The 26,386-nt window shown below is 66.8% G+C and carries 23 protein-coding genes; 4 read left to right on the top strand and 19 right to left on the bottom strand.

The window, feature by feature from the left end; genetic code table 11:
* Positions 1-76 precede the first annotated feature (76 nt).
* Genes ampD through V9K97_RS15845 form a run of 5 tightly spaced genes read right to left on the bottom strand, consistent with a single transcriptional unit; the run spans position 77 to position 5,021 of the window.
* On the bottom strand, positions 77-694 hold the full coding sequence (ampD, locus tag V9K97_RS15865; RefSeq protein WP_337319187.1) for a 1,6-anhydro-N-acetylmuramyl-L-alanine amidase AmpD: 618 nt from the start codon (positions 692-694) through the stop codon (positions 77-79).
* On the bottom strand, positions 681-2,240 hold the full coding sequence (locus V9K97_RS15860; protein WP_443303457.1) for a sigma-54-dependent transcriptional regulator: 1,560 nt from the start codon (positions 2,238-2,240) through the stop codon (positions 681-683). The genes ampD and V9K97_RS15860 overlap by 14 nt, the downstream gene beginning before the upstream one ends.
* A gap of 4 nt (positions 2,241-2,244) precedes the next feature.
* On the bottom strand, positions 2,245-3,942 hold the full coding sequence (locus tag V9K97_RS15855; protein ID WP_337297361.1) for a two-component system sensor histidine kinase NtrB: 1,698 nt from the start codon (positions 3,940-3,942) through the stop codon (positions 2,245-2,247).
* Positions 3,943-3,957: 15 nt separating this feature from the next.
* The gene (locus V9K97_RS15850; protein WP_157612073.1) at positions 3,958-4,215 is read right to left on the bottom strand and encodes a PP0621 family protein; all 258 of its coding nucleotides are present in this window, start codon (positions 4,213-4,215) and stop codon (positions 3,958-3,960) included.
* Positions 4,212-5,021 carry a cytochrome C assembly family protein gene (locus V9K97_RS15845; RefSeq protein ID WP_337313405.1) on the bottom strand — a complete coding sequence of 270 codons (810 nt, stop codon included), beginning with the start codon at positions 5,019-5,021 and terminating at the stop codon, positions 4,212-4,214. Before V9K97_RS15845 ends, V9K97_RS15850 begins: the two co-directional genes overlap by 4 nt.
* 194 nt (positions 5,022-5,215) lie before the next feature.
* Here V9K97_RS15845 and ffh point away from each other — a divergent pair, with 194 nt between their 5' ends.
* Entirely contained in the window at positions 5,216-6,604 is a 1,389-nt protein-coding gene (gene ffh, locus V9K97_RS15840) for a signal recognition particle protein (protein WP_258504072.1), read from the top strand.
* Between the two features lie 66 nt (positions 6,605-6,670).
* On the opposite strand, the gene V9K97_RS15835 is transcribed toward ffh, so the two are convergent.
* The 9 genes from V9K97_RS15835 to V9K97_RS15795 all read right to left on the bottom strand — a co-directional run bounded on the left by V9K97_RS15835 (position 6,671) and on the right by V9K97_RS15795 (position 16,934).
* Complete coding sequence (locus V9K97_RS15835) at positions 6,671-7,810, bottom strand: AAA family ATPase (RefSeq protein WP_337319185.1); 1,140 nt, start codon at positions 7,808-7,810, stop codon at positions 6,671-6,673.
* Complete coding sequence (locus V9K97_RS15830) at positions 7,807-8,703, bottom strand: RNA ligase family protein (protein ID WP_337319183.1); 897 nt, start codon at positions 8,701-8,703, stop codon at positions 7,807-7,809. Before V9K97_RS15830 ends, V9K97_RS15835 begins: the two co-directional genes overlap by 4 nt.
* Positions 8,704-9,006: 303 nt before the next feature.
* The gene (mdoH, locus tag V9K97_RS15825) at positions 9,007-11,022 is read right to left on the bottom strand and encodes a glucans biosynthesis glucosyltransferase MdoH (RefSeq protein WP_337319181.1); all 2,016 of its coding nucleotides are present in this window, start codon (positions 11,020-11,022) and stop codon (positions 9,007-9,009) included.
* Between the two features lie 7 nt (positions 11,023-11,029).
* Positions 11,030-11,233, bottom strand: coding sequence for a hypothetical protein (locus V9K97_RS15820; RefSeq protein WP_307655219.1), 204 nt, complete (start codon positions 11,231-11,233; stop codon positions 11,030-11,032).
* Positions 11,234-11,426: 193 nt separating this feature from the next.
* A complete protein-coding gene (locus tag V9K97_RS15815; RefSeq protein ID WP_258504076.1) occupies positions 11,427-12,815 on the bottom strand; it encodes a sigma 54-interacting transcriptional regulator in 1,389 nt (462 codons plus the stop codon).
* 31 nt (positions 12,816-12,846) lie between these two features.
* Complete coding sequence (locus V9K97_RS15810; protein ID WP_337319176.1) at positions 12,847-13,503, bottom strand: hypothetical protein; 657 nt, start codon at positions 13,501-13,503, stop codon at positions 12,847-12,849.
* Between the two features lie 98 nt (positions 13,504-13,601).
* Positions 13,602-15,029 carry a sensor histidine kinase gene (locus V9K97_RS15805; protein WP_157612079.1) on the bottom strand — a complete coding sequence of 476 codons (1,428 nt, stop codon included), beginning with the start codon at positions 15,027-15,029 and terminating at the stop codon, positions 13,602-13,604.
* Positions 15,029-16,393, bottom strand: a complete 1,365-nt coding sequence (gene miaB, locus V9K97_RS15800; protein WP_258504078.1) for a tRNA (N6-isopentenyl adenosine(37)-C2)-methylthiotransferase MiaB — start codon at positions 16,391-16,393, stop codon at positions 15,029-15,031. Before miaB ends, V9K97_RS15805 begins: the two co-directional genes overlap by 1 nt.
* 91 nt (positions 16,394-16,484) lie before the next feature.
* Entirely contained in the window at positions 16,485-16,934 is a 450-nt protein-coding gene (locus V9K97_RS15795) for a hypothetical protein (RefSeq protein WP_337319173.1), read from the bottom strand.
* Between the two features lie 187 nt (positions 16,935-17,121).
* On the opposite strand from V9K97_RS15795, the gene V9K97_RS15790 reads away from it, so the two are divergent.
* Positions 17,122-18,339 (top strand): efflux RND transporter periplasmic adaptor subunit, encoded by a 1,218-nt coding sequence (locus V9K97_RS15790; protein ID WP_337319171.1) that lies wholly within the window; start codon positions 17,122-17,124, stop codon positions 18,337-18,339.
* Positions 18,336-21,500: an efflux RND transporter permease subunit gene (locus V9K97_RS15785; RefSeq protein WP_337319169.1), complete on the top strand. Its 3,165-nt coding sequence runs from the start codon at positions 18,336-18,338 to the stop codon at positions 21,498-21,500. The genes V9K97_RS15790 and V9K97_RS15785 overlap by 4 nt, the downstream gene beginning before the upstream one ends.
* On the opposite strand, the gene V9K97_RS15780 is transcribed toward V9K97_RS15785, so the two are convergent.
* Genes V9K97_RS15780 through V9K97_RS15760 form a run of 5 tightly spaced genes read right to left on the bottom strand, consistent with a single transcriptional unit; the run spans position 21,497 to position 24,990 of the window.
* Positions 21,497-22,144, bottom strand: coding sequence for a histidine phosphatase family protein (locus V9K97_RS15780; RefSeq protein ID WP_337319167.1), 648 nt, complete (start codon positions 22,142-22,144; stop codon positions 21,497-21,499). The two genes, V9K97_RS15785 and V9K97_RS15780, sit on opposite strands and share 4 nt — an antisense overlap.
* Before the next feature lie 22 nt (positions 22,145-22,166).
* The gene (locus tag V9K97_RS15775; protein WP_258504083.1) at positions 22,167-22,796 is read right to left on the bottom strand and encodes a membrane lipoprotein lipid attachment site-containing protein; all 630 of its coding nucleotides are present in this window, start codon (positions 22,794-22,796) and stop codon (positions 22,167-22,169) included.
* A 45-nt stretch (positions 22,797-22,841) separates the two neighbouring features.
* Positions 22,842-23,774, bottom strand: coding sequence for a tRNA 2-thiocytidine(32) synthetase TtcA (gene ttcA / locus V9K97_RS15770; RefSeq protein WP_337319164.1), 933 nt, complete (start codon positions 23,772-23,774; stop codon positions 22,842-22,844).
* A gap of 51 nt (positions 23,775-23,825) precedes the next feature.
* Positions 23,826-24,200, bottom strand: a complete 375-nt coding sequence (locus V9K97_RS15765; protein WP_126747977.1) for a dihydroneopterin aldolase — start codon at positions 24,198-24,200, stop codon at positions 23,826-23,828.
* Between the two features lie 13 nt (positions 24,201-24,213).
* Positions 24,214-24,990: an SDR family oxidoreductase gene (locus V9K97_RS15760; RefSeq protein WP_337319162.1), complete on the bottom strand. Its 777-nt coding sequence runs from the start codon at positions 24,988-24,990 to the stop codon at positions 24,214-24,216.
* A gap of 26 nt (positions 24,991-25,016) precedes the next feature.
* On the opposite strand from V9K97_RS15760, the gene V9K97_RS15755 reads away from it, so the two are divergent.
* The gene (locus V9K97_RS15755) at positions 25,017-26,129 is read left to right on the top strand and encodes a class I SAM-dependent methyltransferase (RefSeq protein WP_337319160.1); all 1,113 of its coding nucleotides are present in this window, start codon (positions 25,017-25,019) and stop codon (positions 26,127-26,129) included.
* Positions 26,130-26,386: the final 257 nt, after the last annotated feature.

Below are 26,386 nucleotides of genomic sequence, written 5' to 3'. Positions count from 1 at the left end.
GGAGGCGCGCTCTGGATTTTAGAGATTGCTGCGGCGCAAGAACGCCGCATCGCATACCGCCGACCGATTAAAAAAATTAGAGCGGCAGCACCTGTTCGGGGAACATCCGCGGACTCCAGCCGAGCTGGCCGCGCAGCAATTGCCAATCGAAGCCCGCGCCCGGATCCTGTTTGCGGCCCGGCGCAATGTGCTCGTGGCCCGCGATGAACGCGATGGCGTAGTGCTGCGCAATCGCCGCGCAAAGGCTGGCCAGCGTTTCGTATTGGGCCTCGTCGAAAGGCTGGCCTTCCAGGCCTTCGAGCTCGATGCCGATCGAATCGTCGTTGCAGTTTTCGCGGCCGCGCCAGGACGAGACGCCGGCATGCCAGGCGCGGTCGTCGCAGCTCACGAACTGCCAGAGTTCACCGTTGCGCCGCACATAGAAGTGCGAGGAAACCTGCAGGCCGCGAATGGATTGGAAGTAAGGGTGTGCGTCCCAGTCGAGCTGGTTCGCGAAGAGCTGCTGCACCGCATCGCCGCCATATTCGCCGGGCGGCAGGCTGATGGAATGCAGCACGATCAGGTCGGTCTGCGCGCCTGCCGGTCGCGGGCCGAAATTCGGCGATTGCAGCGCCTTTGCAAAGCGGTACCAGCCGGCGCGCCAGAGGCCGTCCTCGCCGCTCGCGTTCGACGTTGCTGCTTCAGTCGTCGGCATTGCTCGCGGTACCTTCGTCGCCGTTGGGCGTGGTGATGCCCAGGCGCGCGATGCGATAGCGGATCTGGCGCAGGCTCATGCCGAGCCGCGCGGCTGCGGCGGTGCGGTTGAAGCCGCTTTCATGCAGCGCACGCACCAGAATTTCGCGCTCCTGCTGGTCGAGGTAGGCCTGCAGGTCGGACGGCAAGGGTGGCGGTGCGGTCTTGGGTTCAACGAAGGCGGCCGCGGGTGCTGCAGCGGTGAGTGGTTCGCCGTCGTCCGGCGGCGGAGAAGACGAGGGCGCCGAAGCCGCAAGCCCCGCGACGGCGGGCTGTCCACCGCCCATCAGGTCCAGGTGCAGTTCGTCGCCGTCGTTGAGCGCCACGGCGCGGTGCAGCAGGTTTTCGAGTTCGCGCACATTGCCGTGCAGCGGATGCTGCGCGAGACGGTGCAGCAGGTCGCCGGAAAGATGCGGCACCTGCAGTCCGCCGTCGTGCGCAATGCGCGCAAGCAATGCGGCGCACAGCGCCGGCAGGTCCTCGCGCCGGTCGCGCAGCGCCGGCACCGCGATCTCGATCACGTTGAGCCGGTAGAACAGGTCCTGGCGGAAGCGGCCGGCGTTGACCTCGGCATGCAGGTCCTTGTGGGTGGCGCTCACGATGCGCACGTCGACCGCGTCTTCCTGCGTGGAGCCGATGGAGCGCACGCTGCGCTCCTGGATCGCGCGCAGCAGCTTGGACTGCATTGCCAGCGGCAGGTCGCCGATTTCGTCGAGGAACAGCGTGCCGCCTCGCGCGGCCTGGAAGTAGCCATCGCGGTCTTGCGACGAGCCGGTGTACGAGCCCTTGCGTGCGCCGAAGAATTCGGCCTCGAGCAGGTTCTCCGGAATGGCGCCGCAGTTGACCGCAACGAACGGGCCGTCGCTGCGCTGGCTGCAGGCGTGCACGGCGCGCGCCACCAACTCCTTGCCGGTGCCCGATTCGCCGCGCACCAGCACGGGCGCCATGCCGCGCGCCACTTTGGCGATGCGCGACTTGACCAGGCGCATCGGCTCCGAGTTGCCCACCAGCCGCTCGAGCGCCGCAATGCCGCTGCCTGTCACTCCGGGCGTGTCGCCGGCACGTTCGCCTTGTGCCGCCGGTGCCGTTTTCGTGGCCTTGACGGGCGCGGCCTGCTGCGCCTGCACGGCCGAGGCAACCACGGCGCGGAACTGCTTCAGGTCGACGGGCTTGGTCAGGTAATCGAACGCGCCGGCTTTCAGCGCCTCGACCGCGTTCTCGGCGGAACCGTAGGCCGTCATCACTACGCAGCGCTCGGTGCGCTGGTCCTTCTGGATGCGATGGATGATTTCCATGCCCTGGCCATCGGGCAGCCGCATGTCGGTGATCACCGCATCGAATTGCCCGGCCTCCAGGTGCTCCCATGCTTCCGAAACGCTGCCCGCGGCTTCCACGCGGTAGCCCTCGCGCAGCAGCGTGAGTTCGTACAGCGTGCGCAGGTCGGGCTCGTCGTCGATGACCAGGATGTTGGCCGGGCGCTGCAGGGAAGGGGGATTGGGAGTGCTCACGGCGCTATTGTGTCAGCCGGTTTTCGCTGGGAGCGAAGCTGACGAAGAATTCGTTGCCTTCGGGTCCGCCCGCCACAAGCGCCCGGCGCTCGTAGCCGATGGTGGCGCCATGGCGTCGGCACAGCTCGCGGCACAAGAACAGGCCGAGTCCGCTGGAGCGGCTTTCGGAAGAGAAAAACGGCTCGAACAAATGGCGCTGCACCGCCGGCTCCAGCGGCGCGCCGTCGCTCCACACCTGCAGGCTCGGCCGGCCTGAGCTTCCGCGCTGCGTGGTGGTGACGACCTGGATCGAGCCCTCGCGCTTGCCGGCGTAGCGCGCCGCGTTGTCCAGCAGGTTCACCAGCAGCCGGCGCAGGTGCTCGACGTCGAAGCGCACCTCGCTGTCGGCGGCATCGAGCGTGATGAGAACGCCCGGGCGCTGCGTCTGGCGCACCCATTCTTCGGCGAGGGCGCGCACGGCGGGGTCGAGCGCGACCTGCTCGCCGAGCGAAAGCACGCGCTGCTGGCGCGCGCGCGAAACGTCGAGCACGTCGTCCACGATGCGTGCGAGACGCTGGGCGTTGTGCTGCACCATGCTGGTCAGCTTTCGGTGCGCGGGATCGGTGAGGTCTTCGTTGAGCAGCGCGCTGGCCTGTGTGATGGCGGCCAGCGGATTGCGGATTTCATGCGCCACTGCAGCCGACATGCGGCCCATTGCCGCCAGCTTCTCGGTGCGGATGCGGGCCTCGAGTTCGCGCAGGTCTTGAAGGAACATCACGCACAGGCTGTCCACGCGCTGGTCGCTGGTGGGCGTGAGCCGCGTGCGCACCCGCACTTCGCGTGCCGCGCCGCGCGCTTGCGCCACCGGAATTTCTTCGGATTGCGGCGCCCGGCGCGCAAAGGTCTGGCGCGCCAGCGCGGCCAGCGCATGCCAAGCGGGCTGCGTGTGCAGCGCAAAGGGCAGGGGGAGCTTGGCCAGGCCTTGGCCGAGGATGGCATCGGCGGCCGGATTGGCCGCGTGCACCAGGCCTTCGGCGTCGATCACCAGCACGCCTTCACTCAGCGTTTCGATGACCAGGTCGTTCACCTGCGCCTGCATTTGCGCACTGCTGCGGTTGCGCTCAGCGGTGGCTTCTTCTCGTGCGAGCCGGCGTGCGAGCTCGTGCGCCAGCAGCGCCACCACGAAAAGCCCGGTGCCCGTGAGCGCCGCCTGCACGAAGCGGGTGGACGAGTCGCCGGGCTGCTGGAGCCAGTGCCAGCCCGCGTCCGCCAGCAACAGCAGCGTGACAGTGGCCGTGGTGCCCAGACCCACGGTCACGGTTCCGAGCACCGCGCTCATGAGCACCGGCAGTGCGAACAGCGGCGTGTAGTTGATGTTGCCGCCTTGCAGCACCTGGAGCGCGGTGAAGGTGCCCAGGTCGATGCCGATGGTGACGAACCAGAGCGCCGCAAAGCCCCGGATCGGCGGCGTGAAATGCGCGTAGCGCGCACCCAGCCAGGTCGCCGCCAGGTAGCCCGCCGAAAGCGCAATGGCCAACGGCTGCATCGTTTGGCCGAGTGCGAAGGACACGCCCTGCAACAGCACGAGCACCAGCGCCACGAAGCAGCGCGCCGCCATGAAACCGCGCCACAGCCGCAGCAGCGCGGCGCTTTCGCTGCGGCCCGGCTCGAGCACGTCCCAGTCGGTGACGGCCTCGCCGCGCGACCAGAGAGACGAGCTCATGGAGGCAGCACCCGTTCAGCCGCGCTCGGCGGCCTCACGGTGCGCAGCGCTGCAGTAGACCGCGTCGCCCGGGCCGCCGAGCGCATCGCTCGCAGGCAGGTGCAAGCCGCAATGCGCGCAGCGCAGCATGGCCTTGGGTGCGGCCGGTGCGGCGGGCTGGCGCTGGGCGCGGGCTGCCTTTTCGCGCTGCGCGTCGCGCATTTCTTCGCGGCGGTTCTTGCGCCAGAGCCAGATTGCCACCCAGAGCACCGCGAGGACGAGCAGGTATTTCATGCCGTGCCGCGCGCCAGCACCACTTCGAGCACAAAACGCGAACCCACATAGGCCAGCAGCAGCAAGGCGGAGCCGGCATACAGCACGCGGCGCGCCGTGCGGCCGCGCCAGCCGAAGCGCGCGCGCCCCACCAGCAGCACGGCAAAGCTCATCCACGCCAGCACCGAGAACACTGTCTTGTGGTCCCACTTCCAGGCGCGCACGGTGGCGCCGTAGAGCGTTTCGCTGAACAGCAGGCCCGCCAGCAGCGTGGCGGAAAGCAGAACGAACCCCGCCGTGACAAAGCGGAAGGTGAGCCGTTCGAGCGTGAGCAGCGGCACCCCGGCCTGCGGCTCGGTGGCGAGGCGAATCTGCTTTTCAGCCCGTGTGATCAGCCAGGCGTGCACCACCGCGGCGCCGAACAAACCATAGGACGCAATTCCGAGCGCCAGGTGCAGCGGTAGCCAGGGCGATGCCGAAACGTGCAGCGGCGTGCCGGGAAACAGAACGGCCAGCACCACCGCGGCCGCGCCTAGCCAAGCCAGCGCCCGCCGAACTTTCAGTTGCGGGTACATGCGGCTTTCGACCGCGTAGACGGTAAGCACCAGCCATGCCGTGACGGAGAGCGCCGGCGCAAAGCCGAAGCGCGGCTCGCTGCCGATCAGGCCATGGGCAAGCACCGCGGCATGCAGCAGCCATGCGAGTCCCAACGCCCATTGGGTGGCTTTTCGGCTCAGGCGGGCGCCCGCGGCGGCGGCAAATCCGTAGGCAGCCGCGGTGGCGATGCCCAGCGCCACGGCAAGTGGGGAGGGGATCGCTAAAATCATTGCACGAGTGTAATAGGCTCGCCCCCAGTCTTCGCGCACATCGTGGCGCATCGCCAACCCGCTGCCGGGGGCAACACCTGCGGTTCGGCAAAGCCGGTCTGGCGGCGTTTCGCGAATGGGCGCAGGCGGCCGACACTCACATCAGTTACGACTTCCCAATGACCCGCCCCGGCGGGCAGCAAGGCATTTCTTCCATGGCCACCGCCCTCTCAGAAAAGTTCTCCCGCCTCGTCAAGACGATGAGCGGCCAGGCGCGCATTACCGAAAGCAACGTGCAGGACATGCTGCGCGAAGTGCGCATGGCATTGCTCGAGGCCGACGTAGCGCTACCCGTGGTGCGCGACTTCGTCGCCCGCGTCAAGGAAAAGTCGCTCGGCCAGGAAGTGCTGGGTTCGCTCAAGCCGGGCCAGGCGCTGGTCGGCATCGTCAACCGCGAACTCGCCGCCACCATGGGCGAGGGCGTGTCCGACATCAACCTTGCGGCCCAGCCGCCGGCAGTCATTCTGATGGCCGGCCTGCAGGGCGCGGGCAAGACCACCACCACCGCCAAGCTGGCCAAGCACCTGATCGAAAAGCGCAAGAAAAAGGTGCTGACCGTGTCGGGCGACGTCTACCGGCCCGCCGCCATCGAGCAGCTCAAGATGGTCACCAAGCAGGCCGGTGCCGAATGGTTCCCGAGCACGCCGGACCAGAAGCCGCTCGACATTGCACGCGCCGCGCTCGACCATGCCAAGCGCCATTTCTTCGATGTGCTGCTGGTCGACACGGCCGGCCGCCTCGCCATCGACGAAGTGCTGATGACCGAAATCAAGCAGCTGCACGGCGCGCTCGACCCCGTCGAAACGCTGTTCGTGGTCGATGCGATGCAGGGCCAGGATGCGATCAACACCGCCAAGGCCTTCAAGGACGCGCTGCCGCTCACCGGCATCATCCTGACCAAAACCGACGGCGATTCGCGCGGCGGCGCGGCGCTGTCGGTGCGCCAAGTCACAGGCGTGCCGATCAAGTTTGCCGGCACGAGCGAAAAGATCGACGGGCTCGAGGTGTTCGACGCCGAGCGCCACGCCGGCCGCATCCTGGGCATGGGCGACATCGTTGCGCTGGTCGAGCAGGTCACGGCCGGCGTCGACGTGGCGGCGGCGCAGAAGCTCGCGGCCAAGGTCAAGAGCGGCGCGGGCTTCGACCTGAACGACTTTCTCGGCCAGCTGCAGCAGATGAAGCAGATGGGCGGCCTGTCGAGCCTGATGGACAAGCTGCCGCAGCAGATGGCCGCCAAGGCCACCGAAGCCGACATGACCCGCGCCGAGCGCGACATCCGCCGCAAGGAAGGCATCATCCAGAGCATGACGCCGCTGGAACGCCGCAAGCCCGAACTGCTCAAGGCCACCCGCAAGCGCCGCATCGCGGCCGGCGCGGGCGTGCAGGTTCAGGAAGTGAACCGCCTGCTCAACGAGTTCGAGCAGATGCAGGGGATGATGAAGAAGATGAAGGGCGGCGGCCTCATGAAGATGATGAAGAAGATGGGCGGCATGAAAGGCATGGGCGGAATGGGTGGCCCTGGGGGTCCGAAGCTGCCGTTCTGAGCCCCACGCATATATATAGGTAGACAGAAGCCCGCCCGGGACATTCCCCGGCGGGCTTCGTCGTTTTCAGGTCTGCACGTCGTAGACCGTCGCGTGCGCCTCCACGGGCGCCGGCAGCTCCCAGCGATGCAGCATCCGCTCGATGCCCGCGTTCGACAACGTGGTGTCGCGCTCGCGGTTGCGGCGCATCAGCTCGGGATGCGGCACCTCCAGGTACACCAGTTCGATCCGGGCGTGATACGCCCAGAGCAGGTCCAGCGTCTTGGTGCGCATCTGCTGGCTCAGGTGCGTGGCGTTCCAGACGAAGCGCTCCTGCTTGCGCAGCAGCGCCTTGGCCCCATCGACCGCATGGTGCGCGGCCAGCCCGTCGTTCTCGCCGTGCTTCAACCCCAGTTCGGCACGCGCATCGTCGAACGACACGACCGGCCAGCCCTTGCGGTGCTGCGCCACCCAGTGGTTCTTGCCGCTCGCGGGCAGGCCGCACATCACCGTTACCTGCGAACCCGCAGCCTGGAACAACGGGTAGTCGGGACTGGTGTCCGCGCCTCGGAAGTAAGCCAGCCGCGTGTGGGCATCCGCCATTTGGCGAGGGCCTTCCCAGCAGCCTTCTTCCCGGGCCAATTCCTCGAAAAGCGCGATGTCGGCCATGCTGTCTGCGCGCTTCTCGCAGTGGCGCCCGAGCATGTCGCAGCGCGCCACGCAGCACAGGTCGGGCAGGCTCAGTTCCCACGAGAGCTTGTGCACCAACCACTCGGGCCGCACCCCCTTGCGCGAGGCAAAGGCATGGAACGGTACCTGGTGCACCGCGATGATCCGGCATACGGCTTCGCGCAGCGCGAACGGCACGCGGGCCTTCCACATCAGCACGCGCACATCGACCGAACCGCGGCGCGAATGGCCCGGCTGGCCGATACGGCCGCTGGCTTCGTCGATCACGGTGGTGTCCGGCTTGGCGATGTCGTGCAGCAGGCAGGCCATGAACAGCACGAAGCGGCCTTCGGCGCCGGCGCGCTGGTAATGCGGATCCTGCATCAGCGCGTCCAGCACCATGCGAGTGTGGATGCCGACATTGCCTTCGGCGTGGTAGTACGGGTCTTGCGGCGTCTCTTCAAGGCGCAGCAGGGCCGGCAGCAGTTCGCAGCACTCGGCCCAGTCGTAGCCCTGCGGAGGCGTCGGCGCCAGTGCGCGCAAGTCGTCGTAGGTCATCGCGGCCTCCTTGTTGTTGTCAGTTCTGCGGGGTCACGGAGCGTGCGTAGCCCCAGGTCGTGCCAGCCCACTTGCGGCGTCGGCGCGTAGAGGTCGACACCTGGCGCGAGCTGGTTGGGCAGCACGGGCCGGCGGCTGTGGTGCGAGCCCGAGTCGAGGATGGTCTGCACGAAATCAGGCCGCACCCACTTGTAGCGGCCGGTCACCTCGCCCTGCGACTCGGTCTTGAGGTACAGGCCCTCAGCCAAGTCGGACAGGTCGGTCTGCTGCCGCACGAGCTCGAGCGGCTGGCCTTCCTGCATCACGGCCTGTTCGAAGGCCACTTTCCAGCCGGCGCTGCGCGCGAGCGATGGCCGCACGAGCGAGCGCAGTGCCTTCGCCTGGTGCGGCATCTCGCCTTCGTAGAGCACGGGTACCGAAAGTACCGGGCTGCCGTCGAGCAATGCGTGCCGTGCGGGTGTCGACAGGAAGCACTGCGCTTGGCGATCGTAGAGGTCGAACTCCAGAAAGAACGCGGGCAGCCGGTCGTACCAGCAGCTGTGCTTTGCAAAGCACCACTCACCGTACATCACATAGCGGTCCTCGAGCCGCTCTAGCAGCGTCGGCTCGTGGGCGGCGGCCCAGTGCTTGAACAGGTTGAACTGGCGCTCGCCGGCACCGCCCGCGAGATAGTGGCCGCGCGACTGCAGCAGCAGCTCGCCCCCGGAGGTAAACGACACGGCCGCATTGGCGCCATCGAGCTTTTCCTCGATGACCACATGCTGGCCCTGCAGCGCGGACAACGGCGTCTGGCCATCGTCGGTGTCGCCGGCCTGCAAGCGCGAGCCTTCCAGATGCGCAGTACGCGGGTACTTGAGCAGCGGAACGGATGAAAGAGAAGAGAGAGGGAACACGTTGTTCTCCAGATGCAAATCAGGAAGAACCGACAACGTGCGGGAGCGAAGCTGGAAGAGAGATCGACTCGGCGGCCGAAGCGGGCCGTGCCTGGTCAGTGAGGGAACGCAGCTAGGCGCCCGACATGACCAGCGAGTGGTGTTGTCGGCGTCAGAGGGTGGTGACGGCGAATCGGGGCACTTGGCGCTCCAGGGGATCGAGGGATCCGTGGGTTGAAAAAAGGAAGGCGCGATTCTAGCCACGCACCATAAAAAAAGCCGACCCTGAGGCCGGCTTTTTTGGAGGGCTGTGTCTTCAGCGCATCAGGCTGTGGCCAGTGCCGCGGGACGCGCAAGGCGCACCGCATGCATCCATGCGCGGCGCAGCACGGCCGGCGAACGCGACTCTTCGGGAATCAACAGGAAGCCGCGGTCGCGCAGCGACGTGCCCAGTGCGATCTGGCTGGTCAGCACCGTGAGCGGAATTGCCAGCAGCAGCGGCAGGCCAACGGGCATGAGCCAGATCAGCGCGCTCGGGTCGATCATTGCAACGCCCAGGGCCAGCGCACCAACCACCACGCTCATGGGAGCGAGCTGCGACACGGCAACCTTCCACGGCACGGCAGCGGCTTCGCGCGGGGGCGACTTCCAGTCGAGCTTGATGCCGGTGAGGGCAACCAGCACGAACAGCGAGTGGGCCAGCATGCGAACCGGCGCCTGCACGATGGCCAGGGCGCTTTCGAGCACCGAGCTCTTCACCAGGCCCCACAGGCCGCCGTACTGGCGTTGCTCGCCGCGCATCAGCACGGCGGCAATGCCGAGCACGCGGGGCAGGAACAACAGGCACAGGGTCCAGATCCACAGGCCGGCCAGTTCCGCTGGCAGCACGCTCCAGCTGGAGATGAGGCTCGAGCCGCTTAGCCACAGCGCGGTGCCCAGCGTCAGGAAAGCGAGCCACAGCGGTGCCGAGACATAAGCCATGGTGCCGGTCACGAACATTGCGCGGTGCACCGGGTGAATGCCGGGTTCGGCCATCAGGCGGGCGTTTTGCAGGTTGCCCTGGCACCAGCGGCGGTCGCGCTGGAGTTCGGCCAGCAGGTCCGGCGGTTGCTGCTCGTAGCTGCCGACCAGGTCGGCGCAGAGCCACACGTTGTAGCCCGCGCGGCGCATCAGCGCGGCTTCGACGAAGTCGTGCGACATGATGCCGCCCGACATGCCGCCGGTGCCCTTGATAGGGGCCAGAGCGCAGTGCTTCATGAAGGGCTCGACGCGGATGATCGCGTTGTGGCCCCAGTAGTGCGATTCGCCCAGTTGCCAGAACTGCATGCCCAGCGTGAACAGGCGGCCCGTCACGCGGGAGGCGAATTGCTGCGCGCGGGCATGCAGCGTCACGTGGCCGATGGCCTGCGTGGCGGTCTGGATGATGCCGGCGGTGGGGTTGGCTTCCATCAGCTTGACCATTGAGGTCAGGCAGTCGCCGCTCATCACGGAGTCGGCGTCGAGCACCACCATGTAGCGGTAGTCCTTGCCCCAGCGGCGGCAGAAGTCGGCCACGTTGCCGGCCTTGCGGTGCGTGCGGCGGGTGCGCAGGCGGTAGTACACCTCGACCTGTGGCTGGTTCGGGCTGTCGGCCAGTGCGGCGCGAAGGTCTTCCCAGGCGGCGCGCTCGGCGGCGGCGGTTTCGGGGCTGTAGCTGTCGGACAGCACGAACACGTCGAACTGCTTGGCATGGCCGGTGGCCGCGACCGATTCGCAGGTAGCGCGCAGGCCTGCGAACACCGTGGCAACGTCTTCGTTGCAGATCGGCATGATGATGGCGGTGCGTGCCTCGGGGTTCATCGGGTGGTGGGCCACCTGCTTGACCGACAGGGCGTGCTTGTCACCGCGCACCGAGACATAGAAGCCCATGAGCGCCGTGACAAAACCGGTGACGACCCAGCCCGAAAGCAGGCCGTACAGGCCGATCTGGCCGTATTCGAGCCAGATGTTGTCGTAGTCGGGCTGCACGCCGGCAAACAGCGCAGAGGCGATCACGGTGCTCAGCAGCGTGAGCGCCATGAAGGCGAAGCGGCGCTGCGCCGCGGCGCGCTGCCACGGCTGCTTGACCTGTTCGCCGGCTTCGGCGGTTTGGCTTTCCGGCTTGCCGCCGGCGCCGAGCTTGACCAGCAAGGCGGTGCCGATGCTGTTCCAGAAACCGCGCCAGGGGCGGGGCGCCATGGAGCCGCGGTTGACCGGCGGAGCGGTCACGGAATTAGGGTGGCGTTCTTCACGCACCGGGCTGCGGTGCGAAAAGTCGGCTTCGGTCAGCACGTTCAGTTGGGAGAAGTCGTTCGGCTTCATGTGTGATTTACCAACGTTGCTTGTCGAGGGAAGGGGTGTCGCCAATGGCAGGAAAGCGCTTGACCACGCAATCCGGTTCGGCGCCGCCTGCGCTTGCGAGCGCGGCCAGCGAATGACCGGCGGCACGGGGCCGCACGGGGGAAAACTGCTTTTGACGCAGGCCGTCGCGCTGCTGGCGCAGTGCGAAAGATGGGCTGTTGAGTGCTGTCATGCCTGTACAGGGGCAAACCCTGTGCCAGGATGAAAAAACGCTTTCAGATCAACAACTTAGCGCGATCTGGATGCGATTTTCGGGGTTGGAACCGGTTGGGAGGCTCCGAAACCCCTGTTTTTGTCGCCGAATCCCGACAAGCCTGGGAGGCTGGCGGAAAAGAGCCTTTTAAATCAACAGCTTAGCGCCGTCGCTAGTCAGCGACAGGCTCGCTGCCCGGAGCGACAGGGTCGGCCTTGAAGTGGCCCGGGGTGAGTTCGTGCTTTTGCAGCAGGCGATAGAACTCGGTGCGATTTCGGTCGGCCAGGCGGGCCGCGTCGGCCACGTTGCCGTCGGTCAGTTTGAGCAGCCCGACCAGGTAGTCGCGCTCGAAACGCTGCTTGGCCTCGGCATAGGTCTGGACCTCGACCGTCGGCACCCGCAGTGCCCGCTGCACCAGCGCCAGCGGAATGAGCGGCGAGCTCGACAGCGCGCAAACCTGCTCCACCACGTTGTAGAGCTGCCGCACGTTGCCCGGCCAGGCGGCGGTGGCCAGCGCCTTCAGTGCCTCGGGCGCGAAGCCGGACAGGCGCTTGCCGTACTTGGTCGACAGCTTCTGCAGGAAGTGGTTGGCCAGGAGCGGAATGTCCTCGCGCCGGGCCGACAACGGCGGCAGCGTGAGCGTGACCACGTTCAGGCGGTAATAAAGGTCCTCGCGGAACTGGCCCGCTTCCATGGCCGCGTCCAGGTCGCGGTGGGTGGCCGAGATGATGCGCACGTCGACCTCGATCGACTGGCTGGCGCCCAGCGGCCGTACCGCGCGCTCCTGCAGCACCCGCAGCAGCTTGACCTGCAGCGCGGGCGGCATGTCGCCGATTTCGTCCAGCAGCAGCGTGCCGCCGTCGGCCTGCTGGAACAGGCCCTTGTGGTTGGCGTGCGCGTCGGTGAAGGCGCCCTTCATGTGGCCGAACAGTTCCGACTCGAGCAGCGCCTCGGGAATGGCGCCGCAATTGACGGCCACGAAGGGCTTGTCGGCGCGAGCGCTCGCGCGGTGAATGGCACGCGCCAGCAGCTCCTTGCCGGCGCCGCTGTCTCCGCGCAAAAGCACCGAGGCGTCCGACTTGGCGACCATGCGCGCTTCGGCCAGCAGTTCGGACATGCGGTTGCTGCGGCTCACGATTTCGGCGCGCCAGCTTTCGTCGCCGGCCTTGGCGGGCGTGCTGGCCGGGGCGCCGAGCGCCAGCGCCTGGGCGATCTTGTCGAGCAGCTCGCGGCCGTCATACGGCTTGGTGAGATAAGTGAACACGCCGCGCGCCGTGGCCTCGACCGCATCCGGAATGGTGCCGTGGGCGGTGAGCAGGATCACCGGCAGCGAGGGGTGGCGCTTTCTTATTTCATCGAACAACTGGAGCCCGTCGCGGCCGGGCAGCCGTACGTCGCTGAGTACCAGTTGCGGATGCTCGATCTCGAGCTGGGTGAGCGCGGTTTCGGCCGAGGTCACGGCAGTGACCTGGTAGCCGACCGAACTCAGCCGCATCGAGAGCAGCCGCAGCATGTCCGGATCGTCGTCCACCACCAGCAGGCGCGCGCCGGTCGTGCTCATCGAAGAACCTCTTTCTGCAGCCGCTGGATGTTCATGGGGTGGGCTTGGTGCCGTTGGGTGGGGGCAGGGTGGGTGCCGGCGCGTTCGGGCGCGCGAAGCTGCGTTCGATGGCGCGCAGCGCTTCGATGCGGTCGTTCAGCTGGTCGATGCGGCGCTGGCTTTCGCGCAGCTGCTGCACCTGCTTGTCGCGGTCGTCCTCGACGCGGCGTTGCTCCACGTAGCGCGCGGCCAGCGCGCGCGCGAGCGGCTGCAGCGGCTGCGCCTCGGGCGAGGGGTTGGCCGCCACGCGCTGCATCAGCCCAAGGGCGCGCGCCAGGTCGGCCGGCACGCGCGTCTGCGCAAGCAGCAGCGCCAGCTGCATCTGTGCGCTGGGCGAATCGCCCGGATCGCCGGCGCGGGTGATCTCGGCGCTCAGTTCGGCACCGCCCAGCGGACGCACCTTGTCGGCATAGGCCAGCATCGCCGCCACAGGGCCTTGAGTCATCAATGTGAAGAGCGATGCCGGCTGCGTGGCCGGCGCCTTGGGCTCGGCCTCCACGGGCATCACGCGCGGCACCACGGGCGGCGGCGGCAGGGCGGTGGCCTCGGCCGGGGGTTCGGGTTGCGTCGCGCAGGCGGCCAGCAGCAGGACGAAAGGCACGGCCATCGCCCCGGAGAAGGTCGAACTGCGGACGAACGAAAAAGACATGGATCGACGAAGGAAAGACAAAAGGCAGTGTTTCAGGTGGATGCCCGGAGGCTTCACGAAGGATTCGCGGTGGGTTGTTCTGGAGGCTGGATCCGGGATCAGGCCGTGCGCGGCAGTTCGATGCGAAAACGCGCGCCAGGCCCGCTCGGCTGCAGGGTGATGCGGCCCCCATGGGCAGCAATGTACTCCTGCACGATGGAAAGGCCGATGCCGGTGCCCTTGACCGCATGCTCGGGTTGGCGTTCGCCCCGGTAGAACGGCTCGAAAATGCGGTCGCGGTCGCTTTCGGCAATACCCGGGCCGGCGTCATTGACATCGATGCAGGCCGAATCCGGCGTGCTCGACACCACGATATTGATGACTCCGCCGCGCGCCGAATAGCGGATGGCATTGGACAGCAGGTTTGCAATGGCGGTGCCGAGCTTGGTGCGGTCCACCGTGACCGTGAGCGGTTCGCCCTCTGCGCGTACGCGCAGGCCGTGCGCTTGCCACTGCAGGCGCTGCGCCTCGATCTGTTCCTCGATCAGCGGCAGCAGCTCGGTGCGTTCCCGGCGCAGCTCGCGCGCCTCGAAGGCCGCGGCATTGAAGCGCAGCAATGCCTCGATCTGGCCCTGCAGCGAGACGGTGTTCTGGTTCAGGATTTGCGCCACTTCAAGCTGGGCCGGGTTGAGCGGCCCGGTCACACCGTCTTCGAGCAGCGAGACACCTTCCCTCAGCGCGGCCAGCGGCGTTTTCAGCTCGTGCGATACATGGCGCAGGAAGCGCGCCTTGTCGGCGTCCAGTTCGGTCAGGCGCAAGCGCAGCCATTCGAGCTGCTGAGACACGCGCCGAATGTCCGCCGGTCCGCGAATGTCGATCGGCTCGTCGAGCCGGTTTTGCCCGAGGCCGACGATGGCGTGCTCCAGCCGCTTGAACGGGCGCGCAAGCCAGATGCCGAAAGCCAAGGCCAGAGACACGGCGAGCACGCTGGCGGCGATCACCTCGCGCATGAGGCGGCGGCGCGCGTTCTCGATGCGCTTGGCCAGCGCATCGTTCTGCGTTTCGATGAGGAACTGCGCTTGCTGCGCCAGGTTGGTGTTCAGCGAATCGAGTTCGCGGAACTGCATGGCCATGGTGCTTTCGCGCGAGAGGGCGCTGTCGGCGCTTCCGCTCATCAGGCCTTCGATCACGCCGAGCTGGGCGCGCCACATCTGGATGCCCGCCGGCGCAAGGCCGTTGTTCTCGAGCCGTTCGAGCACCTGGTGCGCTTCACGCGCGGCATCGTCGAAGCGGCGCCGCAGCACGGCATCGTTCAGCACCAGCGACTGGCGCCCGGCGCGCTCCATGGCCGCGCTGCGCTCGGCCAGCGACTGGGCCGCGCCCGAGAGCCGCAGCGCACGGGCGGCCGCATCGCGGCTCTGGCTCATGAGCGCGTCGTACTGGAAAACCGAGCGCAGCACCACGCCCACCAGCAAGGCGGTGATGAGCAGGAATGCGAAAAGAAGGAGCTGCTGGAACGAGCCCCGCGTCGATGGCCGCTTCGCCATCAGGCGGCGAGCGCGGCCGGAGCCGGCGCCGTCGACGTTTCGCGCGTGGCCACTTCGCCGCGCAGCGTGTAGGCGAGCGAGCGCGTGATGCGCAGGTCGGCCATCTGCCCGACGAGCCGTGCATCGCCTTCGAAGTTGACCACGCGGTTGCACTCCGTGCGGCCCATCAGTTCGTTCGCGTCCTTGCGCGAAGCGCCTTCGACCAGCACGCGCTGCGTGGTGCCTACGAGCGCGTCGCCGAAGCGGCGCACGTTGCCGTCGATCACGCGCTGCAGCGTTTGCAGGCGCGCAAGCTTCACCGCATGCGGCGTGTCGTCGTGCAGCGCCGCGGCCGGCGTGCCAGGGCGCGGACTGAAGATGAAGCTGAAGCTGTTGTCGAACTGGCAGTCGTCGATCAGCTTCATCATCTTGGCAAAGTCTTCGTCGGTCTCGCCCGGGAAGCCGACGATGAAGTCGCTGGAGAGCGCAAGCTCGGGCCGGATGGCGCGCAGCTTGCGCACCGTGCTCTTGTATTCCATGGCGGTGTAGCCGCGCTTCATCGCCATCAGGATGCGGTCGCTGCCGTGCTGCACGGGCAGGTGCAGGTGGCTCACGAGCTGCGGCACCTTGGCGTAGGCCTCGATCAGCCGTGGGGTGAACTCGTTCGGGTGGCTGGTCGTGTAGCGGATGCGCTCGATGCCGGGAATCTCTGCAACGTACTCGATGAGCAGGGCAAAGTCGGCAATCTCAGCCGTATCGCCCATGCGGCCGCGGTAGGCGTTCACGTTCTGCCCCAGCAGCGTGACCTCGCGCACGCCCTGGTCGGCCAGGCCGGCAATCTCCACCAGCACGTCGTCCAGCGGGCGGTTCACTTCCTCGCCGCGGGTGTAGGGCACCACGCAGTAGCTGCAGTATTTGGAGCAGCCTTCCATGATCGACACGAACGCCGTAGCGCCCTCCACCCGTGCGGGCGGCAGGTGGTCGAACTTCTCGATCTCGGGAAAGCTGATGTCCACCTGCGGGCGGTCGAGCCGCTCGCGGTCGTTCAGCATTTCGGGCAGGCGGTGCAGCGTTTGCGGGCCGAACACGATGTCGACGTAAGGCGCGCGCGCGATGATGGCATCGCCCTCCTGGCTGGCCACGCAGCCGCCCACGCCGATCTTCACGCCCTTGGCCTTCAGGTGCTTCACGCGGCCCAGGTCGGAGAACACCTTCTCCTGGGCCTTTTCGCGCACCGAGCAGGTGTTGAACAGGATCAGGTCGGCCTCGTCCACGTTCTGGGTGGGCTCGTAGCCCTGCGCGGCGTTCAGCACATCGGCCATCTTGTCCGAGTCGTACTCGTTCATCTGGCAGCCGAAGGTTTTGATAAAGACTTTTTTGCTCATGGGGTGCTCTCTTGCCCTCCCGAGCGGGAAGGCGGAATACCGGACGCGCGCGGCGTCCGGAAGCGCGGCGGGCGAGGGCCCGCTGGCATTTTTATTGCGTGTTGACGGTGTCGTTCGTGGTGAACGGCCAGATGTTCAAGAGCGGCTTGTCGAGCGATTCGCGCCTGGCAACGGCTTCGTCGGGCGTCAGGATCCAGACCTCGCGCAGCAGGCCTGCTGCGTCACGCGTGTAATTGACCAGGAATTTCTGACCCGTGATGGCACTCGACATGACCAGCATGTTCTGGGCGCTGCGGATGCGTCCGCCCGGCGCCATTCGGTCAGGCTTGCCGTCGAGTTCGACGTCGACCCCGTCGATCACCATGAACTTGCCGCGCAGCGTGCCGATCGGGAACGTACGGCCGCCTACGAGCGATTCGTTCTGCGTCTGCGGCCGGGGAATGTCGGCCTGGGCCGCCGCGTCAATGGAAAAAAGGCTTGCAGCTACTGTGCAAAGCGCTATGAAAGTGAGAGCATTCGTGGGTTTCTTGCAGCGGTTCATGGGGTATATCCAGAGGCTGTGGAGCGGCGATTTTAGCGGCGAGGTTGAATTCGGCCTTGCGCCTGCCACAGCGGGGTTGTGCACGGCCATTGCGTTGCCGCTTTACTTATCTTTACGGTACCCGTCGACACTGTGAACTGGCCGCTGATCCAATAGCCGCTGTCAGCCCAAAGTGCACAAAAAATCCATGAAGAAAAAACTCGTCTTCGCCCTTGCAGGTGTGTCGATCGTAGCCGCCGCGGGATGGTGGTGGAGCGGATCTGGCGATCGGCTTGCCGCAGGCAATGCCAAGGCCGCCGCGGGCGCCAAGGGCGCGGCACCCGCCGACGGCGCGCCGCCGGCACTGGTAACGCTCGCAACCGCCGTACGGCAGGACGTGCCGGTCACGGTCCAGGTCAACGGCAGCGTGGTGTCCCTCAACAGCGTCGATCTCCGGCCGCAGGTCACCAATACCGTGGCGGCGGTGCACGTGAAGGAAGGGCAGTTCGTCAAGGAGGGCCAGTTGCTCTTCACGCTGGACGACCGCAATGACCAGGCCAACCTGGCCCGCGCCCGCGCACAGCAGAAGCGCGACGAGGCCACGCTGGCCGACCTGGAGCGCCAGTACAAGCGCAGCCAGGAACTGCTGGCGCAGAACTTCATTTCGAAGAGCGCCACCGACGCCACGCTGTCGCAGCTCGAGGCGCAGCGCGCCGCGGTGGCGGCCGACCGCGCCGCGGTGCAGTCGGCGCAAGTGGCGCTGGGCTATGCCACGCTGCGTGCGCCCATTGCGGGGCGCATCGGCGCCGTCAACATCTATCCGGGCACGCTGGTGCAGCCCACGCTGTCCCTCGTCACCATCACGCAGCTCGATCCCATTGCGGTGAGCTTCCCTGTGCCCGAGGCCAATCTGCAGGACCTGCTGGCCGCCGCGCGCAGCCGCGCCAAGGTCGAGGCGCTCGTGACCGGCCGGCGCGAGCCGCTGAGCGGGGTGCTCAATTTCGTCGACAACACGGTCGACCCGCAGATCGGCACCGTGCGCGCGAAGGCGGTGTTCGACAACGCCGACCAGAGCCTGTGGCCCGGCCAGTTCGTGGGCACGCGCATCACGGTGCGCACGCTCGCAGGCGCCACCGTGGTACCGGCCGCGGCGCTCATGATGCTGCCCGACGGCGCCTCGCTCTACGTGGTGGACCAGGCCGGCACCGCGGCGCGCCGCAAAGTCCAGGTGCTCTATACCTTCGGCACGAAGGTGGCGGTGAGCGGCGTCGAGCCGGGTGAGCAGGTGGTCATCGAGGGCAGCCAGAACGTGCGCCCGGGCGGCAAGGTCCGCGTCGACGCAAAGGCCGCCCCGGCGGGCACGACCGGCGTCACGCCGGGCAGCGCGGCCTCGTCGGACGTCAAGACCCCGCGGGAACGCGCATGAACATCTCGGAGCTGTGCATCCGCCGTCCCGCCATGACGGTGCTGTTGTCCGCCGCAGTGGTGGTGGCGGGCATCTTTGCGTATTTCAGCATTCCGGTCGCCGCGCTGCCGAGCTACAACACACCGGTCATCAACGTGAACGCCCAGTTGCCGGGGGCAAGCCCCGACACCATGGCCTCTTCGGTGGCGCTGCCGCTCGAGAAGCAGTTCTCGACCATTCCGGGCCTGCAGACCATCAGCTCGGTCAACACCCAGGGCGTGAGTTCGATCACGCTCGAGTTCGTGAGCAGCCGCGACATCGATGCCGCCGCCGTCGACGTGCAGGCCGCGCTGCTGCGCGCCCAGCGCCAGTTGCCGCAAGAGCTCACGCAACTGCCTTCGTACCGCAAGGTGAATCCGGCCGATGCGCCGGTGCTGTTCATCGCGCTCATTTCGCCGTCGATGAACCCCTCGGAGCTCAACGACTATGCCGAGAACCTGATCTCGCCCACGCTCTCCACCATCGACGGCGTGGCGCAGGTGGCCGTGTACGGGCGCAAGGCCTTCGCGGTGCGCATCAAGGCCAATGCCGATCTGCTGAACGCCCGCAACATCACGCTCGACGAGCTCGCCAGGGCGGTGAATTCGGCCAACGCCAACACGCCGGTCGGCACGCTCGACGGTCCGCGCCAGACCCTCACCATCCAGGCCAACCGGCAACTCACGAAGGCCGAAGACTTCGCCAAGCTGATCATCGGCCAGCGCAACGGCGCCCCGGTGCGGCTCGACGAAGTGGCCACCATCGAAGACAGCTTCGAGTCGGTCAAGACCGCGAGCAGCTTCAACGGCCAGAGCTCCATTTCGCTGGCTGTGCAGCGGCAGCCGAATGCCAATACCGTGGAGGTGGTGGATGCGGTGCGCGCACTCATTCCGCGCTTCAAGGCGGAGCTTCCGCAATCGGTCGAGATCCACATGGTGAACGACCGCTCGCTGTCCATCCGCGAGGCGGTGCACGACGTGCAGCTCACGCTGCTGGGCACCATCGCGCTGGTGGTCATGGTGATCTTCCTGTTCCTGCACCGGCTGGTGGCCACGCTGATTCCGGCCGTCACCATTCCCATCTCGCTCATCGGCGCGGTGGCGCTGCTGTATGCCTTCGGCTACAGCCTGGACAACGTGTCGCTGCTCGGCATCACGCTGGCCGTGGGCCTGGTGGTGGACGACGCCATCGTGGTGCTCGAAAACATCATGCGCTACGTCGAGAAGGGCATGGAGCCGTTCGCGGCGGCGCTGCGCGGTGCGCGCGAAGTGGGCTTCACCATCATCTCGATCTCGATCTCGCTGGTGGCGGTGTTCATTCCCATCTTCTTCATGCCAGGCGTGATCGGCCTGCTGTTCCACGAGTTCGCGGTGGTGGTGGCGCTGGCCGTGCTGGTGTCGGCCGTGGTGTCGCTCACGCTGGTGCCGATGCTCGCGAGCCGGCTGCTCAAGCACACGCCGCGGCCCGAAGGCGCAATCGACCACGAAGAAGAGCATCCGGAACCCGGAACCGCCATTGGCCGTGCCTTCGAGCGCGGCTACCGCTGGGTGCACGGCACCTATATGCGAACGCTCGACTGGACCCTTGGCCATCGCACGCTGATGCTGCTGGTCGCCGGCGCCACGTTCGTCGTCACGGCCTGGCTGTTCATTTCCATTCCGAAGGGCTTCTTCCCCGAAGAAGACATCGGCCAGATCCAGATCACCACCGAAGCGGCTGAAGATATTTCATTCACCGCCATGAATGCGCTGCAGGAGCGCGTGGCCGCTTCGCTCCAGGCCGACCCGAGCGTGGCCTACGTGAGCTCATTCGTCGGCGTGGGCGGCCCGACCGCCACGCAGAACTCGGGCCGTCTTTTCGCCGTTCTCAAGCCCCGCAGCGAGCGCCCCAAGATGGCCAAGGTGCTCGAATCGCTGCGCCAGCGCTTTCGCGAGATTCCGGGCATTGCGGTCTACATGCAGCCGGTGCAGAACCTGCGCCTGGGCGGTCGCCAGAGCAAGGCGCGCTTCCAATACACCTTGCAAAGCGTGAACGCCGGCGAAGTGGTGCCGTGGTCCACGCGGCTCATGGAGCGCATGCGCGCCGACCCTGTCTTCCGCGACGTGACCAGCGACTCGCAGAACCGCGGCCTGCAGGCCACGCTCGAAATCGATCGGGACAAGGCCGGCGTGCTCGGCGTTGCGGTGGGTGACCTGCGCCTGGCGCTCTACAACGCCTACGGCGACCGGCAGATCGGCAGCATCTACGGCGCGAGCAACACCTACCAGGTGATTCTCTCGGCCGCGGACAGCGACCGGCAGTTCGAGGACGATGTTTCGCGCCTCTCGGTGCGCAGCACCACGGGGCGGCTGGTGCCGCTCTCGGCCTTCTCGACCGTCAAGCGCACGGTGGGGCCGACCTCGGTCAACCACCAGGGCCAGCTGCAGGCGGTGACGGTGTCGTTCAACCTCGCGCCTGATGTGCCGCTGGGCAACGCGACCGCGAAGATCGACCAGTTCAAGGAAGAGCTGAAGATGCCGCAGTCGATCATCACCACCTATGGCGGTGATGCGGCGGTGTTCCAGAGTTCGCAATCGAGCCAGGCCGTGCTGCTGGTGCTGGCCGTGCTGGTCATCTACGTGCTGCTGGGCGTGCTGTACGAAAGCTACATCCACCCGCTGACCATCCTGGCCGGGCTGCCGTCCGCGGCGGTGGGTGCGTTGATCTCGCTGAAGATATTCGGCTTCGACCTGACGCTGATCGCGACCATCGGCATCCTGCTCCTGATCGGCATCGTGAAGAAGAACGCGATCATGATGATCGACTTCGCGCTCGACGCGCAGCGCACCGAAGGCATGAAGCCGGTCGACGCCATCCGCGAGGCCTGCCGGCTGCGCTTCCGTCCGATTCTCATGACCACGCTGGCCGCGCTGATGGGCGCACTGCCGCTTGCGCTGGGGCTGGGTGCTGGTGCCGAACTGCGCCAGCCGCTGGGCGTGGCCGTGGTGGGCGGGCTGATCTTCTCGCAGGTGATCACGCTCTACATCACGCCCGCCATCTACCTGGCGCTCGACCGCTACAGCGGCACCGGGCCGATGGTCGACCTGCCGGGCGAAGCAAAGGCCGAAGCCGCCGCGGCGCACGGCACGGCATCGCACGCCTAGGTGGTCGTTTCGTCGAGGACGTCGTCGTCCGCCGCCAAGTGGGCGGTGTCGCTCCAGCCGACCAGGCTGAAGCCCTCGGCTGTCCACAGCATGCGGTTGATGGCCGCATTGCCGAGCTGCCAGGTGCGCGGCGCCTGAAGCTCCTGGCGGGTGGCGGCGCGGTAGAGCACGTCCATCACCCCGCCATGGGCCACCAGCGTAACCAGCTGGCCCGGGTGGCGGGCGGCGAGCTTCGATGCGATGCGCGTCACGCGATCGCGAAAAACCAGCAGGCTCTCGCCGCCTTCGGGCTCGAACTCGGGGTCGCGCTCGCGCCAGCGCCTGGCCTGCTCGGGGAGCGTCGCCTCGATCTCCGCAAAGCTCATGCCCTCGAAGCGGCCGAAGGCGCGTTCGCGCAGGCCGGGTTCGGGCAGCACCGTGAGGCCGTGGGGTTTTGCAATTTCCTGCGCGGTCTGCCAGGCGCGCGAGAGGTCGCTCGCGTAGATCACGCCAATGTCCTCGTCCGCCAGCGCCTGCCCCACGCGCTTGGCCTGCCACAGGCCGGTGGCGTTGAGCCCGATGTCGAGCTGGCCTTGAATGCGCGTGTCGACGTTCCAGGCGGTCTCGCCATGGCGAACGGCAATCAAACGGGTAATTTCTTCCATCCGGCGGGATTCTAGAAGCGCGTCATTTCTTTGCCGTGGGCAGCTCGATGTTCACCCGGCGCTCGCCCTGCGGCGGATTCGGAAACCCTTGGAGCGCGGCATCGAACATCACCGGCAAGATGGCCGCGCTCGCGTTGTACGGCCCGTCGTTGCGGGCCCGCGTTTCATAGACCACGCGGTTCGAGCCGATGTCGCGCAGCACGATGCTCACTTCGCGCTCGTACCAGGGGTTGGCCGCCGGCGGCATGAAGGCCGGGCCGCCGTACCAGCCGCCGCCATACCAGCGGCGGGCGTAGCCGTGGTAACCATAGCCGCCATAACCTCCATAACCCCACGGGCCGTCGAAGAGCCATGGGTCCGCCCACGGCGAAAGGCCGGCCGTCACGCGCGCGCCGATTTGCGCACTGTAGGTCGGGCGGGCATCGTCGCGGCGCAGGCCCACCTTTTCGAGCGCCGCGGCGGCCATTGCTTCCAGAGATTCCTGCCGTGCGGCGTCGGCCTGCTGCGAAGGCAGGCGTTCGAAGCGGTAGGTGGCGCCCGATGGCATCGTGGGCAGCGAAGAAAAGCTCTTCACATCGCTGTCCACCACCCAGGAGGTGGCGCAGCCGCTCAGCGTTGCTGCCAAAAAGAGAGCAAAGAACGCACGTTTCATGAGGGTCTCCGGGCTGCGTGGCCCAAAATTCCCTGGGTTGCCGGTTCAGCCCTGAAGAATGCGCAGGGCTGCGGGTGCCTGGGAGAGCAAGTCGAAAGAGGGCGCGTCGAAGGCCTTGTCGCCGTCTTCGTCAGCCACGCCCGTCGCTTTCAGACCCTTGAAGTCGTGCCGCGTTCCGTCCAGCAGGTGCGAAGGCACCACGTTCTGCAGCGCGGTGAACATGTTTTCCACGCGGCCGGGGTACTTCCTGTCCCACTCGCGCAGCATTTCGCCGACCTGCTTGCGCTGCAGGTTTTCCTGGCTGCCGCACAGGGTGCACGGAATGATCGGGAATTCGCGGTGCTGCGCCCAGCGCACCAGGTCTTTCTCGGCCACGTAGGCGAGGGGGCGGATGACGATGTGCTTGCCGTCGTCGCTCACCAGCTTTGGCGGCATGCTCTTGAGCTTGCCCGCGAAGAACATGTTGAGGAAGAAGGTCTGCAGCATGTCGTCGCGGTGGTGGCCGAGTGCCACCTTGGTGGCACCGAGTTCGTCCGCCACGCGGTACAGGATGCCGCGGCGCAGGCGGCTGCACAGGCCGCAGGTCGTCTTGCCCTCGGGGATCACGCGCTTGACGATGCTGTAGGTGTCCTGGTTCTCGATGTGAAAGGCGACGCCGAGCTCGCTCAGGTACTTGGGCAGCACTTCTTCCGGAAAGCCGGGCTGCTTCTGGTCGAGGTTCACCGCGACGATGTCGAAGTGGATCGGCGCCCGCGCCTTCAGCTTGAGCAGGATGTCCAGCATGGCGTAGCTGTCCTTCCCGCCCGAGACGCACACCATGACCTTGTCGCCCTCTTCGATCATGTTGTAGTCGACGATGGCGCGGCCGACCTCGCGGCACAGGCGCTTTTCGAGCTTGTGGGTTTCGCGCTCGATCTTCAGGGAATTGGTGGTGGCGGCGCCGGCGACGGGCGCCTCGTCGATCCAGACGGCGTTCATTGGTGAGCTACTTCAGTCAAACGAGGGGAAGACCCCCGATTTTGCCTTGGATCACCATTCCCCGGCTTCGATGCGGATTGCCACCTCGCAGTCGTCGAAGATTTCGAGCTTGGCAATCTTCACCCGCACGCCGCGCACGCCGGGCAGCTGCAGCAGCCGCTGCGCGAGCTTGCCGATCAGGCTTTCGAGCAGGTTCACATGCTCGGCAGTGCACTCGTCGATGATGATGCGGCGCACCTTGCGGTAGTCCAGCACATGAAAGATGTCGTCGTCCTGCGGCAGCAGCGGCTGCGGGCCGAGGTTGAGCTCGGCATCGACCAGGATCGGCTGAGGCGCCCGCTTTTCCTGCTCGAGGATGCCCAGGTTGGCGTCGAAGCGCAGCCCCTGGAGGGTGAGGGTCTGGTGGCCGTGCGGTATGGAAGACATGGTGTTGTGGTGCTCACATGAGCGAGAAATCGCGCTCGAATCTCATCAGGTGCTGGCCGCCGTCCACCAGCAGCGTGGTGCCGGTGATCGAGTTGTTCTCCAGCGCAAATTTCACCGTGGCGACCACGTCGGCCGGCGTGGAAGAGCGGCCCAGCGGCGACAGCTTGTGCAGCTGGGCAAACTTTTCGTCGTCCAGCATGTGGCTCGAAAGCGTGAGGCCCGGCGCCACGCCGACCACCCGCACGCGCGGCGCCAGCGCCAGCGCCAGCATGGGCGTGGCGGCTTCCAGCGCGGCTTTGGAGAGCGTGTAGCTCAGGAAGTCGGGGTTGGGGTTCCAGAGCTTCTGGTCGAGCAGGTGAACCACCGCGCCTTGCGCATCGCGCAGCGCCAGGTGGTCGCGCAGCGCCTGTGCCAGCAGAATGGCGGCGCCGGTGTTGCTGCGCGCATGGCGCTCCATGAGCGCATAGCTGAAGCTGGCCGCGTCGTCATGCTCGAAGAGCGCCGCACTGTGGACCACCGCATCGACCCCGTGGAAATGCGCCGCCACTCGCGGCAGCAAGGCACGGGTGGCGCCTTCGTCGAGCAAGTCGGCCTCGAAGGCGGCCGATTTGCCCGAGAGCGCCGCGCATTCGGCCGACGTTTGCTCGGCCTCGATGCGAGAGCTGCGGTAGTGCACCGCCACCTGCCAGCCCCCCGTGGCCAGCGCCAGCGCAATCTCGCGCCCCAGCCGGCGGCCCGCACCCGTGACGAGGACGGTGCGGGGGCCTGCGGAAAGCGGTGCTGTGCTCATGCGGACAGAGAAGGGAGAATCGGGGGGTGACGACAAAGACGACGAACAGTTTACCCATCGCCCTCGATGCCCTGATCGCCCGCGCCGTGGAACGCGCCGGCGGCTGGATCGGGTTCGACCGCTTCATGGCGCTGGCCCTGTATGCGCCGGGGTTGGGCTACTACGCCAACACCTCGGCCAAGTTCGGCCACATGCCGTCTTCAGGCAGCGACTTCGTGACCGCGCCCGAACTCACGCCCATGTTCGGCCAGGCGCTTGCCGCGCAGGTGGCCGAGGCGCTGCAGAAGACCGGAACCGACACGGTCTGGGAATTCGGCGCCGGCTCCGGCGCCCTGGCGGTGCAGCTGCTGCATGCCCTCGACGAAATGGGCCGCACCGACGTGCGCTACCGCATCGTCGATCTTTCGGGCACCTTGCGCGAGCGCCAGCAGCAGGCCCTGGTGCGCTATGCAGACAGAGTCGAATGGCTGGCCGAACTGCCGGAATCGATGCAGGGCGTGGTGATTGGCAACGAGGTGCTCGACGCGATGCCGGTGCAACTGCTGGCGCGCGTGGGCGGCCGATGGTTCGAGCGCGGCATCGTGCGCGATGCGCAAGGCACCGGCTGGACCTGGGCCGACCGCGAGACCGCACTGCGACCACCGCTCGAGGTGCCGGGCGAGCACGACTACCTGACCGAAATCCATCATCAGGCCGAGGCTTTTGTCGCGACCCTGGCGGACCGCCTGACGAAGGGCGCGGCCTTCTTCATCGACTACGGCTTTCCGGAGCGCGAGTACTACCACCCGCAGCGCCACATGGGAACGGTGATGTGTCACCGGGCGCACCAGGCCGACGGCGATCCGCTGTCCGACGTGGGCTACAAGGACATCACTGCGCACGTCAACTTCACGGGCATTGCGCTTGCGGGGCAGGAAGCGGGGCTTGAAGTGCTGGGCTATACCAGCCAGGCTCGGTTTCTGCTGAACTGCGGGTTGCTTGCGAGGATGGAGCAGGGCTCTACTGCGGAGAGGGGAATGGCGGCTCGGCTCGTTCATGAGCATGAGATGGGGGAGCTGTTCAAGGTGGTGGGGTTTGCTGTGGGGGAGGCTTGGGAGGCGATGGGGTTTGTGGAGGGGGATCGGAGTCATACGCTCTGACTCTGCTGGCTTGGTTTTGATTCCGAGGCCGGGTCTCGCCCCGGCGGGCGACCTACTTTTCTTTGCTTCGCCAAAGAAACGTAGGCAAAAGAAAGGCGACCCCACTGTCTGCGACCCCTGCGCTTCGCTACGGGGCAACCTGCGGTGCTCGGGTTTCGCGGGGTCTCGCAGAACTCGCTGCGCTCAAACAGCTGCGAGCCCTGATCCGCGAAACCCTCCGCTCCTCGGCGCATACAGAGGGGCTTGGAAACCGAACG

This window comes from Variovorax sp. CCNWLW186, from assembly GCF_037203865.1.
Lineage (GTDB): Bacteria > Pseudomonadota > Gammaproteobacteria > Burkholderiales > Burkholderiaceae_C > Variovorax.
The sequence above is the reverse complement of the archived record's forward strand: the minus strand, read 5'-3'. Positions and strand labels throughout refer to the sequence as shown.